Annotated in this window: 13 protein-coding genes; 4 read left to right on the top strand and 9 right to left on the bottom strand. The window is 32.1% G+C overall.

The features are described 5' to 3' along the window. Positions 1 to 107 precede the first annotated feature (107 nt). Positions 108 to 1,094: an FUSC family protein gene (locus KA883_RS08380; protein WP_046207956.1), complete on the top strand. Its 987-nt coding sequence runs from the start codon at positions 108 to 110 to the stop codon at positions 1,092 to 1,094. A gap of 78 nt (positions 1,095 to 1,172) precedes the next feature. On the opposite strand, the gene gatD is transcribed toward KA883_RS08380, so the two are convergent. After that, positions 1,173 to 1,898: a lipid II isoglutaminyl synthase subunit GatD gene (gatD, locus tag KA883_RS08385; RefSeq protein WP_046207957.1), complete on the bottom strand. Its 726-nt coding sequence runs from the start codon at positions 1,896 to 1,898 to the stop codon at positions 1,173 to 1,175. Continuing rightward, positions 1,895 to 3,214 carry a lipid II isoglutaminyl synthase subunit MurT gene (murT, locus tag KA883_RS08390; protein WP_046207958.1) on the bottom strand — a complete coding sequence of 440 codons (1,320 nt, stop codon included), beginning with the start codon at positions 3,212 to 3,214 and terminating at the stop codon, positions 1,895 to 1,897. The genes gatD and murT overlap by 4 nt, the downstream gene beginning before the upstream one ends. 170 nt (positions 3,215 to 3,384) lie before the next feature. Here murT and KA883_RS08395 point away from each other — a divergent pair, with 170 nt between their 5' ends. Further along, on the top strand, positions 3,385 to 3,891 hold the full coding sequence (locus tag KA883_RS08395) for a ferritin (RefSeq protein WP_046207959.1): 507 nt from the start codon (positions 3,385 to 3,387) through the stop codon (positions 3,889 to 3,891). Positions 3,892 to 4,106: 215 nt separating this feature from the next. Further along, a complete protein-coding gene (locus tag KA883_RS08400) occupies positions 4,107 to 4,661 on the top strand; it encodes a 3'-5' exonuclease (protein WP_046207960.1) in 555 nt (184 codons plus the stop codon). Positions 4,662 to 4,699: 38 nt separating this feature from the next. Here KA883_RS08400 and dinB read toward each other — a convergent pair whose 3' ends face one another. The 7 genes from dinB to gatC form a co-directional block, all read right to left on the bottom strand. Continuing rightward, positions 4,700 to 5,770, bottom strand: coding sequence for a DNA polymerase IV (dinB, locus tag KA883_RS08405; RefSeq protein ID WP_046207961.1), 1,071 nt, complete (start codon positions 5,768 to 5,770; stop codon positions 4,700 to 4,702). 198 nt (positions 5,771 to 5,968) lie between these two features. Beyond that, a complete protein-coding gene (locus KA883_RS08410) occupies positions 5,969 to 6,523 on the bottom strand; it encodes a DUF3267 domain-containing protein (RefSeq protein ID WP_046207962.1) in 555 nt (184 codons plus the stop codon). 204 nt (positions 6,524 to 6,727) lie between these two features. After that, positions 6,728 to 8,089, bottom strand: coding sequence for a 23S rRNA (uracil(1939)-C(5))-methyltransferase RlmD (gene rlmD / locus KA883_RS08415; protein WP_046207963.1), 1,362 nt, complete (start codon positions 8,087 to 8,089; stop codon positions 6,728 to 6,730). Between the two features lie 137 nt (positions 8,090 to 8,226). Beyond that, a complete protein-coding gene (locus KA883_RS08420) occupies positions 8,227 to 9,144 on the bottom strand; it encodes a diacylglycerol kinase (RefSeq protein WP_210139948.1) in 918 nt (305 codons plus the stop codon). A 448-nt stretch (positions 9,145 to 9,592) separates the two neighbouring features. Beyond that, entirely contained in the window at positions 9,593 to 11,020 is a 1,428-nt protein-coding gene (gene gatB, locus KA883_RS08425; protein ID WP_046207965.1) for an Asp-tRNA(Asn)/Glu-tRNA(Gln) amidotransferase subunit GatB, read from the bottom strand. A gap of 12 nt (positions 11,021 to 11,032) precedes the next feature. After that, positions 11,033 to 12,490 (bottom strand): Asp-tRNA(Asn)/Glu-tRNA(Gln) amidotransferase subunit GatA, encoded by a 1,458-nt coding sequence (gatA, locus tag KA883_RS08430; RefSeq protein WP_046207966.1) that lies wholly within the window; start codon positions 12,488 to 12,490, stop codon positions 11,033 to 11,035. 1 nt (position 12,491) lies between these two features. Further along, on the bottom strand, positions 12,492 to 12,794 hold the full coding sequence (gene gatC / locus KA883_RS08435; RefSeq protein ID WP_019469599.1) for an Asp-tRNA(Asn)/Glu-tRNA(Gln) amidotransferase subunit GatC: 303 nt from the start codon (positions 12,792 to 12,794) through the stop codon (positions 12,492 to 12,494). 382 nt (positions 12,795 to 13,176) lie between these two features. Here gatC and putP point away from each other — a divergent pair, with 382 nt between their 5' ends. Next, positions 13,177 to 14,712 (top strand): sodium/proline symporter PutP, encoded by a 1,536-nt coding sequence (gene putP, locus KA883_RS08440; RefSeq protein WP_210139949.1) that lies wholly within the window; start codon positions 13,177 to 13,179, stop codon positions 14,710 to 14,712. Positions 14,713 to 14,762 lie beyond the last annotated feature (50 nt).

Here is a 14,762-nt window from a genome sequence, read left to right on the forward strand (position 1 = left end):
AGAAAATTTTTATCATATATAGTTTAACATTTTAACGAAGTAATGACATAACCAGTTTTACAATTCTGGTTAAATCATTAAACGTTTATTTATATAGGAGTTTTAATATGAATGATTCTTGGTATAAAAATATTGTTGGTGCACGTACAATAAAAACAGGTTTAGCTACATTTTTAACTGCTCTTTTTTGTTTAGCCTTAAATTTAAACCCAATTTTTGCTATATTAACAGCCATAGTCACAATTGAACCAACCGCTAAGGCTTCATTAATAAAAGGGTATAGAAGACTTCCTGCTACAATTATTGGTGCATTATTTGCCGTGATTTTCACTTTTATTTTTGGTGATCAATCTGCTTTTGCCTATGCATTTAGTGCAACATTCACCATTATTTTATGTACAAAATTGAACTTACAAGTTGGTACTACTGTAGCAACATTAACCGCAATGGCTATGATCCCTGGTATACATGATGCTTATTATTTTAATTTCTTTTCCAGACTATTAACAGCTATTATTGGATTAGTAACAGCTGGATTAGTAAACTTTATTGTCTTACCACCCAAATATTATGATCAACTGGATGATGCTATTAATTTAACAGAAGAAAAAATGTATGCACTATTTCATAAGCGTATACGCCAACTAGTTGTTGGTAAATTTTATAATGGATCGACCAATCAACAACTGGCCTCTTTATTAAATTTAAATCAAAAAGTCGAAACGTTGCTTTCTTATCAAAAAGACGAACTTAGTTATCATAAACACCATCATTCAGAATGGATTCGTTTAAAGTCTTTAACTACACGTACACATACAAATCGCTTATTCATAACTCACCTATCTAACTTAGTTTATTTGCCAAAAGACACGCAGGTTACTTTTACTAAAGAAGAGCAACTTGCTATGCTGAATATTGCTGACAGTATAAATAATATACATAGTACCGGGCATTTTGAACGTCATCCTGAATCAGCGTCATTACTTAAATCCACGGTCAAAGGTTTAGATGAGTTTGATAAAAACCAATTAAAAAGTCATATTGTCTATGAAATACTATTAATTTATAGAATTTTAAATAGTCGATTTGCTTAAAGAATAACATTAAATACGTAACATAAAAAATAGCCTAGGATCTTCGTCCTAGACTATTTTTTATATTTAGTCGGAATTCTATTTTTTCTGTTGAGAAACGCGTTCAATAATGACTTTCTTAGCTGCTTCTTCCTCAGTATTATCTAATTCTTTCGGTTCGAATACAATGCCTTTGCGTTCACACGCTTTTTCTAATAGATAGTCTGTAATTTCATGGTTTTTAGGTAGTATGGGTCCATGTAAATACGTACCTAATAAATTCTTGTAATGAATACCTTCTTTGGCATCGTCATCATTATTACCAAAACCATGCGTAACTTCTCCCAAAGTCCCGAAATTATGATAAGTACGTCCCCCATGATTTTCAAATCCAACTATTGTGCCAAAAGTATCACTTTCGATTACAATATCTCCTGTCAAACGATCTTTTTTAGATTCTGTATAAAAATCTAAAATATTTAACCCGTCTAATTCTGTACCATCTGGCGTAACGTATTTACGTCCTAAAAATTGGTAACCACCGCACACAGTTAGACCGGGTAAGCCATCTTCAATCGCATCTTTTAACTTGCTTTTAATTTTAGTTAATTCTTGTGTAGCTAATGCTTGTTCTCTGTCACTACCGCCACCAATAAAAAAGATATCACATTCATCGAAAGTAACATTTTCTGTTTGATTAATATCTACTACTTTTAGTTTGATATTACGGCGTTTAGCACGTTGTTTAAGTGCAATGATATTTCCTATATCACTATATAAATTTAATTTATCGGGCATAAAGTGATAGACCGTCAACTCATTCATTTTACTTTGTCCTCCTCAAAAGAGTGGTTCAATTGCTTTAACATAGGGGAAAGTGAAGTATAGTTAGGTATTGCTACAGTAAAGCTATTTGTATATTCCATTGTTTTCGCAGTCGCTTTGTAGATATCACTTTCTAATATGATCGGTACATTAATCTCTGCAAGTTTTAATCTTAATTGTAGCTCTTCCGCTCGTGAACCTGTAACTATAATAGCTTCTATTTGTTGATTCACTAATTTTTCAAAATCAGCATCGTAAATCCAAGATGTGTCACGTCCGTCCGCAGCATAATCATTTAAACTGATAACATAAACTTTATTCCCTTCTATTCGATCACCGACCGAGAGACTTGCATTCATACCGGCAGGGTTTTTTGCTAGATTGATCATAGCTTCTTTGGTACCCTTTTTAAAATACTGCATTCTGCCATTATCAGAAGTATAAGTTTCAAACCCTTTTCGAATTGACGCATCATTTAATCCAAGTTCTCTGAGCACGGTATAAGCAGCAATTGCATTATATGCATTAAAATCGCCTGCAATTTTCATATTAAATGTTGTAGTACCAACATTTAAGTTAAGAAATGGAGTTAAATCAAATTGAGATACTTCATATTTTGTTTTTTCTCGTTTAAAACCACATTCACAATAATAATGGCCTAATTGGTTATAATGAATATAATCATAATGTAATAAACGACCACAATTAGGACAATATCTACTTTCATTCATAGAACTTTGTTCAAAATCATGCGCATGCTTTTTCATACCATAATAAGTAACAGTATCACTTGCTATCTTTAATCTACTAACAAAAGGATCGTCGGCATTTAATAATAATTTTATACCTTTATTATCAATTGCTTTTGCAATATTATTTACCATAATATCGATTTCCCCAAATCGATCCATTTGGTCACGAAAGAAATTAGTGACGACCATCATTGTAGGTGTAACTTCGTTTAGTACTCTTGGTATAGAACCTTCATCAATTTCAATAACTGCTATTTTAGTATTTTTTTTAAGTTGCAAAATAAAAGCTGATGTAATTCCAGCAGCCATATTTGCACCTTCATTATTATGTATGATTTCAATTTGGTTTGCTTTTAACGTATGACCTATTAAATTTGATGTAGTCGTTTTCCCATTTGTACCACTTATAAATACAATCTCATCAACATGAGATGCTAATTCTCTTAAAATATTTTTATCCACTCTTCTAGCGACTTGACCTGGTAAGTCTGTTCCTTTTTTCCCAACAGTACGACTTACTTGTCTTGCCAATCTCGCTAGGCGTGTTGCAGTCCATTGTCTCATCTACTTCCTCCTCTACTATTCACTCAAATATTATAACACGATTAAGTTGTATTCCAAACAATTCTCAATGTAAATATATATATCAACCTCCCAGATTAGAATAATTATTATTTACGAATGAGAATAAATTTGCTATACTAATAAAAAATGATACATGGAGGCTTTGACTTATGTTGAATAAAGAATTATTAGATGCATTAAATGAACAAATGAATCACGAATATTTTGCTGCACACGCCTATATGGCAATGGCTGCATATTGTGATAGCAAATCCTACGAAGGCTTTGCTAATTTCTATATCCAGCAAGCAAAAGAAGAAAGATTTCATGGTAAGAAAATTTATGATTACATCAATGATCGTGGTGAACAAGCAATCTTTAATTCGATACCAGCACCTAAATCTGAATTCACAAGTATCTTAGAAACCTTTGAAGATGGCTTAGCTCAAGAACAAGACGTAACACGCAGATTTTATAACTTATCTGATTTAGCTAATAAAGATAAAGATTATGCTACGATTTCATTTTTAAATTGGTTCCTAGATGAACAAGTCGAAGAAGAATCAATGTTTGATACACATATTGATTACTTAAAACGTATCGGTGATGATAGTAATACTTTATATTTATATGAGAAAGAATTAGCCTCACGTTCATTTAATGAAGATGAAGCATAGAGTTAGTGTGGTAACTCACTACTTATTTCTATATAATTATTAATGACTATACAAAAGCATGCCAATGATGTTGGCATGCTTTTTAAGTATTTATGAGTCAGCAGCAAAGACTAGCAGATGCAACTATTTGTTTCATTGAGTTTTACTCACTTGACTTCGAAAAGAGAATTATATAAAGTCATAACATATTCTATAAGAGAAAGGATTCTTGCTTGATGACAGCCAATGCTTATATTGCTTTAGATTTTGAAACTGCAAATGGAAAAAGAACGAGTATATGTTCAGTGGGAATGGTCAAAGTGATCAATCATCAAATTACAGAATCTTTTTACACACTAGTTAATCCAAATGACTATTTTTCAAAACAAAACATTGCAGTTCATGGTATTAATCCAAATGATGTGAAAGATGCGCCGACATTTGAATCAGTATATCCATATATGATGCAATTCATTGATGGTTTACCAGTAGTTGCTCATAACGCAGCCTTTGATATGAATGTGTTGTATGACAGCATTAAACAAATTGGACAAGAAACGCCAACAATTACTTATTTTTGTTCACTACAACTGTCTAGAAAAACAATAAATAGTCATCGTTATGGGTTGAGCCACATGATGCATTATTACAATCTAGATTTTCATGGTCATCACGATGCTTTAAATGATGCGAAAGCATGTGCAATGATTACCTTTCGACTATTACAACACTATGATGATTTAAACAGTATGTTATCAATATTTGGTAAACAGTTAAAAGATAAAGATTAATGGATTTAAAATCAGTCTATATTACCTTTGTATTTTACTTAAATATAGTCGTAAATTGTCATATTTTCATAGGTCGCCTTTTCTAGGTTACCCACTGTCACACCAACCAATCTAATTGGTGTTTCTGAATCTTTTAGTTCAGTATATAAACTATAAGCAATATTATAAATATCCGTCTCATTTCTTACTGGACCTCTCAAACTTCTTTGTTTTGACAAAGTTTCAAATTTAAAAGTTTTAATTTTAACAGTAACGGTTTTGCCAGATTTTTGAATTCTGGCTAAGCGTTCAGCTGTTTTATGACTTAATTCCCATATTTTTTGTAGAATTTGATCATCATCGTTAATATCAGTTGCAAAAGTACGTTCTGTGCCGACGGATTTTCTAATTCTTGTAGCTTTCACTTCATTATTGTCTATACCTCTTGCCTTATTGTACAATCCATAACCGCGTTTTCCAAAAAGACGAATTAATTCACGTTCACTTTGATTATACAAATCTTGACCATTATAAATTTTATGTTCATGCATTTTTTCTTTTGAAGCTTTACCCACCCCTGGAAAATCTCCAATATCTAATCCCATTAATATATTGTGTACATTTTTGTAATCAATAATAGTTAGACCATTAGGCTTATTCATACCACTCGCTAACTTCGCCAAAAATTTATTGTATGAGACACCTGCAGAGGATGTTAACTTAGTTGCTTCGTATATATCTCTGCGAATATATTGTGCAATCATAGACGCCGGTAAATCAGGTCGCACTAAATGCGTAATATCTAAATAAGCCTCATCTAATGACAATGGTTCGACAATTTCAGTATAACTTTTAAAAATATTCATAATTGTATTTGAAGCTTCTTTATAGGCTTCAAATCTAGGTGATACATAAAAACCATTCGGACATAGTTTATGAGCTTGTGCGGTGGGCATTGCAGAATGAACACCATATTTTCTTGCCTCATAAGAAGCTGTTGACACCACGCCTCTACCACTTGCCTTTCCACCGACGATGACTGGCTTCCCTTCCAAATTTGGATTATCTCTTATTTCTACTTGAGCAAAGAAATAGTCCATATCTATATGAATAATCCTTCTTTCTGACAATGCACACACCTCCCTTTTAAAATTCATATTATGATGCTTTTATATTTATCTTACAATCTAAATGATTTTGTTACATAATATATGCTCATAACAAAAAGCATATAAAAAAAAGAGTTAGCTAACCACTTTTTTAACACGCAATGATCCATAAAAGCAACTGCGTATATAGTAGTAATACTAACTCAGATTAATTATTTTTTATGATTTTGGTTCAGTTTGCAATTCATTTGAAGGGTTTTTTGTATAATATTTAATACCATCCTCAGTGTCTTCTATCACTTCAACCTTGTCATTTAATACGCCGGAAAGTAAATATAAATCCATAACACAATAGCCAATGTGAAAACTTGCTATAAATATGATAGATGAATAAGGCGTAATAAAAAATACGATAAATAAAATGGATGATATAACAATTAAAGGGGCTAACATAATCAAGCTATATTGCCACTTTTTAAAATAAACTTGTGGCATATGTGACTTTACCAAACCATATTTAACTCGATAAATTGGTTTTTGACCTTTTGATAAAATGCGAAACATCAAGTTATGAATCAATTCATGTATGAAATAAACAATTGTAAAGCCTAAAATACCATATATTAAATTAAATAAGATATTTTGCTCTATAACTGAAGCAAATAAATAAGCAAATTTATACGATAGCAATATACTGATCATTACTATTGTCAATTGGAATAGTAAAAATCCTTCTAATAACTTTTTATTAGAAAACAACTCAATTTTAAACATTAGCAACCCTCCAAATGCTTTGTTGTTACCTAGAGTATACAATGATTTTATCCACTTAGAAAGAGCTATTGAACAAAGTTAATGACTTGTAATTGAATTTTAACAAATCTTCTTAGATTGAAATAAACTGCAATATTGAGTAAATAACAAGTTAATTAACTTTACACAAAGTTTATTGAATAACACTTATCTATTAAGCTATTTTTAAATACGGTTGAATTGTGCAACCGTTTCAACATGTGTTGTATGTGGAAACATATCTACTGGTGTAATTTTCGTTAGTTTGTAATGTTGCGCTAAATATTGCGCATCACGTTGCTGTGTAGATGGATTACATGAAATATAGACAATTTTTCTTGGATTTAATTCTAATAATGTTTGTAAAAATGTTTCATCACAGCCTTTTCTAGGTGGATCAACCATCACTACATCTGGTTTAATTCCTTGTGATTTCCATTTTAATATAACCTCTTCTGCCTTACCACAGACAAAAGTAGTATTTTCAAATTGGTTTATAGTCGCATTTTGTTGTGCATCTTCAATGGCTTCTGGCACGACTTCTACTCCATAAACATGTTTTGCTTTTGGTGCCATATATAAACCTATTGTTCCAATACCACAATATGTATCCAGGACAATATCATCTTGATTTAAGTTTGCATATTCAATCGCAAGTTGATACAATTTTTCAGTTTGTATCGAATTAATTTGATAAAAAGATTGATCGCTTATTTTAAAAGTAACGTCTGATAATTTATCATTAATTGTTGTCTCACCATATAAGGTATTAGACTCGGCTCCTAATATCACATTGGAATGTGTATTGTTGATATTATGTTTAATACTCGTGATTTCAGGAAATGTATCAATTAATTTTTGTACAAGTAAATCACTTTGTTTAAATTTCCTGCCATTTGTCACAAAAATAACCATTAATTCTCTTGAATGGTGTCCAGTACGTATAACAACATGTCTCATAAGCCCTTGTTTTTTTTGTTCATTATAAACACTAATATTTAATTCGTTAAACCAAACTTTAAGTTGGTTCATAACTTTTTGATGCAATTGGTCTTGAATTAAACATGTTTCCATATCTATAATATCGTGACTTCTTTGTCTATAAAAACCTGAGATAATCTCTCCTTCTTTATTCTTTCCAACGGGTATTTGTGATTTATTTCGATAATACCAGGGGTTTTCCATACCAATTGTTTCATTAATTATCGTTTCTTTAAAATCTGCTTTTCGATGAAACAAATTAACCACTTGTTCTTTCTTCATATTCAATTGAGCTTGGTATGTCATATGTTGTAATTGACAGCCCCCACATTTGTAATAATATACACAGGGTGGCTCGACACGTTCACTACTTTGTTCTTTAACTTCTATTAATTTACCTATCGCAAAATTCTTTTTTACTTTGATCACTTTAAATTTAATCGTTTCATCTATTAAACTATTAGGAACAAACACAGGATAACGGTCTAACTTTACAACGCCATGTCCTTCATGTGTTAAATCAATTACGCGTCCTTCTATAATTTCATTTTTTTGTATTATGCTCATTTTGTCACCCCATATAAAAGAGGTTAGGCTATTTGTAGTTTTACCTAACCTCGTTGTCTATTAACATTTTGGAAGATTCATTTTATCTTATTCATTAATCTCGTTCACGATGATGCTTTATTTTAATATATTGTCTATTATTGCTCAACTAACTCCTCGTTTTTAATATCGTTTGGTGTATAGACTTCAATATGCTGTTTTAAATTCAAAAAGTTACCAGGCAACTTACCACCATATTCACCATCCACATTTAATTGCAAATCTATAAATGAAGAAATATTAATCGATTTGGCTTTTTTATAATGTACTTTAGGATGTTTAATATGTTCACCTCGAGATGCAAGCGTCATAATATGTCCTAATTCTGCTAAATTAGCTTTTTCAACTATAATCAAGGTAAAATAGCCATCATCTAATTTGGCATCAGGCACTAACTTTTCAAATCCTGCCATAGAGTTGGTCAAACCTAATAAAAATAAGAGCGCCTCTCCTTGGAAAACCTCATCATCATATTCGATACGTAAATCAACAGCTTTCATCTGAGGCAACATTTCAAATCCTTTAATATAATATGCAAAAGGGCCGACAATTGATTTTAATCTACTTGGTGTCTCATAAGATACCTGTGTTAATTGTCCACCTGCAGCTAAATTAATGAAGTATCTACTGTTCATTTTCCCGATATCAATGCGTGTTGAATGACCTTCAATAATGACATCTATCGCGCTCATAATATCATTAGGTAAGTGCAAAGCTCGCCCAAAATCATTTACAGTTCCCATTGGGATAATGCCAATCTTAGGTCTATTCGGATGTTCTGCTATGCCATTGATGACTTCATTAAGTGTCCCATCACCACCAGCAGCTATTAAAACATCATAATCTTGTGTTAAACAACGCTTCGCCTCAGTGGTAGCATCTCCAATTTTTTCAGTCGCATAGGCACTCGTTTCAAAACCGGCCTTTTCTAATTTTATTAACACATCTGGTAATGTTCGCTTAAACAATTCTTTACCAGATGTTGGGTTATAAATGATTCTAGCTCGTTTTCTCATATTTTATCCCTCAACTTTTTATACTCAGTATATATATTAAATGATTTAGTTAAATGATAAAAGCATTTAGGCTATTTTTAAAAAGAAAATATAATATACTACTCAATATTAAAGTTCTTGAAACATCCATACCTATGCTTAAAACATAAGCATTAATCCATAATTAAGAATTGCTATCACATTAGAAATTTTAAAGTTTTGATTGTGCTACATTTTACATGAATATACCTTATCCTCATTTGCTCATTTTAAATAATCCCCCTGGTGTCAATAATTGCCAAAATCGCTAAAAAAAGATGATAATGATATATTCCTGAATGTTACACCAACAAAAAACGCCAATTCCTATATTTGTAATAGAAATTGACGTTTATTTTTTAATTTAAGATGCTTCAGTCTCAGGTTTTTCTTTAATTAGATTAAAACTGTTTAAAAATGAATGATGATGTTATCTTTTATCTAATTCTTGTTTTAATAATTGGTTCACTAATTGTGGGTTAGCTTGACCTTTGGAAGCTTTCATAATTTGACCAACTAAGAAGCCCATAGCTTTACCCTTACCATTTTGATAATCTTCAACGGATTGTGGATTGTTGTCTAACGCTTCATTTACAAATTTAAGCAGTGTTGCTTCATCAGAGATTTGAACTAAGCCTTTATCTTCCATAATTTGTTTGGCATCTCCACCATTTTCAGCTAGTTCTGGGAAAACTTTTTTAGCGATTTTACTACTCATTGTGCCATCTTCAATCAACTTAATCATACCTGCAAGATTTTGTGGTGTAAGTTTAGTATCTAATAATTCTATTTGATGTTTATTTAAATACTCATTAACGCCGCCCATTAACCAGTTTGAAGTTAATTTTACATCTGCACCTTCAGCTACTGCACCTTCAAAGAAATCAGACATTTCTTTTGTCAATGTAATCACATGTGCATCATATGCTGGTAAACCAAATTGATTGACGTATTTATCTTTTCTTTCATCTGGTAATTCAGGTATTGTTTGACGTACGCGTTCTTTCCATTCATCGTCAACATATAAAGGCACAATATCTGGTTCTGGGAAGTAACGGTAATCATCAGAACCTTCTTTTACACGCATAAGATTCGTTTTACCTGTAGCTTCATCAAAACGTCTCGTTTCTTGTAAAATCTCTCCGCCGTTCAATAATTCTTCTTCTTGACGTTTTTCTTCATATTCTAACCCTTTACGAACATAAGTAAATGAGTTTAAATTTTTCAATTCTGCTTTTGTTCCAAATTCTTCTTGACCATATGGTCGTAAAGAAATATTAGCATCACAACGCAATGATCCTTCTTCCATTTTACAATCAGAGACACCAGTATATTGTATGATTGAACGCAATTTTTCTAAGTATGCATACGCTTCTTGTGGTGAGCGAATATCTGGTTCAGATACAATTTCAATCAATGGTGTACCTTGTCTATTTAAGTCAACTAGTGAATAACCATCCTTATGCGTTGACTTACCAGCATCTTCTTCCATGTGTAAACGTGTGATACCTATACGTTTCGTTTCACCATCTACTTCAATATCAATATAACCATTTTCACCAATTGGCTGATCAAATTGTGAAATTTGATATGCTTTAGGATTATCTGGATAGAAATAGTTTTTACGATCAAATTTTGATTCTGTTGCAATATCCATATTTAATGCCATTGATGCTCTCATCGCCCAATCAACCGCACGTCTATTGACAACTGGTAATACACCAGGGTAAGCCAAATCAATGACGTTTGTGTTTGAGTTAGGTTTTGCTCCGAAATGTGCTGGTGATGGAGAAAACATTTTAGATTCTGTTTTTAACTCAACATGGACCTCTAGTCCAATAACTGTTTCAAAATGCATGATTTCCACTCCTTATAAATTTTCGTATTCATTATGCAAATTAAATTTTGTTTCATATTGGAAAGCGACACGATATAATGTTTTCTCATCAAATGGTTTACCAATAAATTGCAAACCAATTGGACGTCCATTCGCTTTACCGCAAGGAATAGATATACCTGGCAAACCAGCTAAGTTAACTGGTGTTGTTAGTAAGTCATTCGCATACATTGTAAGTGGATCATCGATTTCTTCACCTATATTAAATGCAGTTGTTGGTGTTGTTGGTCCTACTACAACATCATAGTTATCAAAAATACGATCGAAATCATTTTTAATTAATGTTCTAACTTTTTGTGATTTTTTGTAGAACGCATCATAGTAACCCGAACTTAACGCAAATGTACCAAGGAAAATACGACGCTTAACTTCTTCACCAAATCCTTCACTTCTTGACATTTTATATAATTCTTCAAGTGAATTTGCTTCTGGTGAATGATAACCGTATCTGATACCATCAAAACGCGATAAATTTGATGATGCTTCAGATGATGCGATTACATAATAAGAAGGAATGCCATATTTTGTGTTTGGTAATGAAACTTCTTCTACTGTAGCACCTAGTTCTTTCAATGTTTCAACAGCGTTTTTCACAGATGCTTTCACTTCGTCAGATATACCTTCGCCAAGATATTCTTTTGGTAATGCTACTTTAAGTCCTTGAATATCTTTACCAATATCAGATGTAAAGTCTGCATCTTCTACTGGTGCACTTGTACTATCATTTTCATCTAAACCAGTGATTGCTTCTAATACTAATGCATTGTCCTTAACATTGCGTGTTAACGGTCCGATTTGGTCTAATGAAGACGCAAATGCTACCAAACCAAAACGTGATACACGACCATAAGTTGGTTTTAAGCCTACGATTCCACAATAAGCTGCAGGTTGACGAATTGAACCACCAGTATCAGAGCCTAAACTAAAAGGAACTAATCCTGCTGCAACTGCTGCTGCAGAACCACCAGATGAACCACCAGGAACAGCTGTGTGATCAAATGGATTTAACGTTTTTTTAAAATAAGAAGTTTCTGTAGAACCTCCCATTGCAAATTCATCCATGTTTAATTTTCCAATTAAAACCGCTTGTTCGTTGCGTAATTTATTCATAACTGTGGATTCATAGATAGGTACAAATCCTTCTAGCATTTTACTAGCACATGTTGTTTCTACACCTTCAGTAATAATATTATCTTTAATTCCCATTGGAATACCAAAAAGTTTGCCTTCCATTTGGTCCTTGGCTTGTAACTCATCTAATTCTTGTGCTTTTTTAATAGCATTATCTTTATCTAATGCAAGAAATGATTTGATTGTTGGATCAGTTTCTTCAATTGCATCGTAGATATCGTTTACTACTTGTGAAGGTTTAATTTCTTTGTTTTTTATTAATGTAATTAAATTTTCCACAGATTCATAACGGATGGTCATCTTAAGCGTCCTCCTCATTCATGATAGATGGCACCTTGAATTGTCCATCTTCCGTCTCTTTAGCATTTTTTAATGCAAGCTCTTGAGGAATGCCCTCGATTGCTTTGTCTTCTCTTAACACGTTTTGTAAATCTAATACATGATAAGTTGGCTCAATTGAGCTAGTGTCTGCTGTATCTATATGATTAGCAAAATTTAAAATACTTTCTAATGTATCTTGCATTTCAATTGTTTCTTCTTCTGATATTTGAAGTCTAGCTAAATTAGCAATATGCTCTACCTCTTCACGTGTAACTTTAGCCATTAAATAAAAGCCTCCTTTTTACTCATTCATTATAAAATTGTATCAAAATTCCAAGCAAAAATCTAAACTTTTCACCAATAACAATAAATAACCCTGTTTATTTTAATTCCTTTTGCTCAACCTTTTGGAATTATGTGACATAAATATATTTTGAACATAATCTACTTAAGTATCACATCATTTATATCAATCATTGCATAATAAATCATATTTTTTATAAATAGTGTAATATTAGTTCATTCGATGTAAGCATTTTCATTTTTGTCATTGAGATAAACATTTTGAAAAACCAAAAAATATTTCTACTCTATTTATAAATTTCATTGTATAATAATTCATGTAACACAATTTAATATTCTGGGAATAAGGGAGTTGAAGTATTATGTTTATTCTAGGCACATCTTTAGCGAATCAAGTTCACGCTACTTGGCAAACGTATATCATGATTATTATTTATTTTATCATTTTATTAGTTATTGGCTATTACGGTTATAAGCAATCCACAGGTAATTTAAGTGAATTTATGCTTGGAGGTAGAAGTATTGGCCCTTATGTAACTGCCCTATCAGCAGGTGCATCTGATATGAGTGGATGGATGATTATGGGACTTCCTGGATCTGTATATAGTACTGGATTATCTGCAATGTGGATTACAATTGGTTTATCGCTTGGCGCTTATGTTAACTATTTTGTAGTCGCACCTCGACTTCGTATTTATACTGAAATTGCAGGATATGCTATTACCTTACCAGATTTTTTTAAAAATCGACTCAACGACCGCAAAAATTACATAAAAATAATTTCAGGTCTAATCATCGTTGTGTTTTTTACTTTATATACACATTCTGGGTTTGTATCTGGTGGTAAATTATTTGAAAGTGCTTTTGGCTTGAACTATCATTGGGGGCTTATCATTGTTGCAGCAATCGTTATTTTTTATACGTTTTTTGGTGGATATTTAGCTTTATCCATTACAGATTTCTTTCAAGGTGTAATTATGTTAATTGCTATGGTCATGGTCCCTATCGTAGCACTTATAAAACTTAACGGTTTGGATACATTTAGTGAGGTAGCAGCAATGAAACCTACCAATATGGACTTGTTTAAAGGGACTACATTTTTAGGTATTATTTCCTTATTTGCCTGGGGTTTAGGTTATTTTGGACAACCACATATCATCGTTCGTTTTATGTCCATTAAAACACATAAACTTTTACCAAAAGCTAGACGTTTAGGTATAAGCTGGATGGTTGTAGGGCTCTTAGGTGCAGTTGCTGTAGGGTTAACAGGTATCGCATTTATACCTCAATACCATATTAAAATGGAAGATCCAGAGACACTATTTATCATTATGAGCCAAATTTTATTCCATCCACTCGTTGGTGGATTCTTATTATCAGCTATATTGGCAGCTATCATGAGCACAATTTCATCTCAGTTATTAGTAACTTCTAGTTCACTGACTGAAGATTTTTATAAACTTATTCGCGGTGAATCGAAAGCAAAAACACACGAAAAAGAGTTTGTAATGATAGGAAGACTATCTGTTTTACTAGTAGCAATTATTGCAATTTGGATTGCTTGGTCTCCAAATGATACAATTTTAAACCTTGTAGGTAATGCTTGGGCAGGGTTTGGCGCGGCATTTAGTCCGTTAGTAATCTTCTCACTTTACTGGAAGGGTTTGTCTCACGCTGGTGCTTTGAGCGGTATGATTACCGGTGCTTTAGTCGTTATTGTATGGATTGCTTGGATTAAACCATTAGCATCAATAAATGAAATCTTCGGTATGTATGAAATAATTCCTGGTTTCCTAGCTAGTGTGATCGTTACTTATCTAGTAAGTAAAATTACGAAAAAGCCCGGTGAGTTTGTAAATAACGATTTAAATAAAGTAAAAGAGATTGTCAAAGAATAATCGTATAATAACTCTCTCACTATAAATTAACACATTAAAAGCCACACTTG

It is taken from the genome of Staphylococcus sp. GDY8P54P (assembly GCF_017892645.1).
GTDB classification, from domain to species: domain Bacteria; phylum Bacillota; class Bacilli; order Staphylococcales; family Staphylococcaceae; genus Staphylococcus; species Staphylococcus ureilyticus.

Coding starts and splice junctions, on each gene's coding strand:
- gatD (WP_046207957.1), bottom strand. CDS start 1,898: ATGAATGAGTTGACGGTCTATCACTTTATGCCCGATAAATTAAATTTA.
- KA883_RS08380 (WP_046207956.1), top strand. CDS start 108: ATGAATGATTCTTGGTATAAAAATATTGTTGGTGCACGTACAATAAAA.
- gatA (WP_046207966.1), bottom strand. CDS start 12,490: ATGACCATCCGTTATGAATCTGTGGAAAATTTAATTACATTAATAAAA.
- KA883_RS08410 (WP_046207962.1), bottom strand. CDS start 6,523: ATGTTTAAAATTGAGTTGTTTTCTAATAAAAAGTTATTAGAAGGATTT.
- rlmD (WP_046207963.1), bottom strand. CDS start 8,089: ATGAGCATAATACAAAAAAATGAAATTATAGAAGGACGCGTAATTGAT.
- putP (WP_210139949.1), top strand. CDS start 13,177: ATGTTTATTCTAGGCACATCTTTAGCGAATCAAGTTCACGCTACTTGG.
- KA883_RS08420 (WP_210139948.1), bottom strand. CDS start 9,144: ATGAGAAAACGAGCTAGAATCATTTATAACCCAACATCTGGTAAAGAA.
- murT (WP_046207958.1), bottom strand. CDS start 3,214: ATGAGACAATGGACTGCAACACGCCTAGCGAGATTGGCAAGACAAGTA.
- gatC (WP_019469599.1), bottom strand. CDS start 12,794: ATGGCTAAAGTTACACGTGAAGAGGTAGAGCATATTGCTAATTTAGCT.
- gatB (WP_046207965.1), bottom strand. CDS start 11,020: ATGCATTTTGAAACAGTTATTGGACTAGAGGTCCATGTTGAGTTAAAA.
- KA883_RS08400 (WP_046207960.1), top strand. CDS start 4,107: ATGACAGCCAATGCTTATATTGCTTTAGATTTTGAAACTGCAAATGGA.
- KA883_RS08395 (WP_046207959.1), top strand. CDS start 3,385: ATGTTGAATAAAGAATTATTAGATGCATTAAATGAACAAATGAATCAC.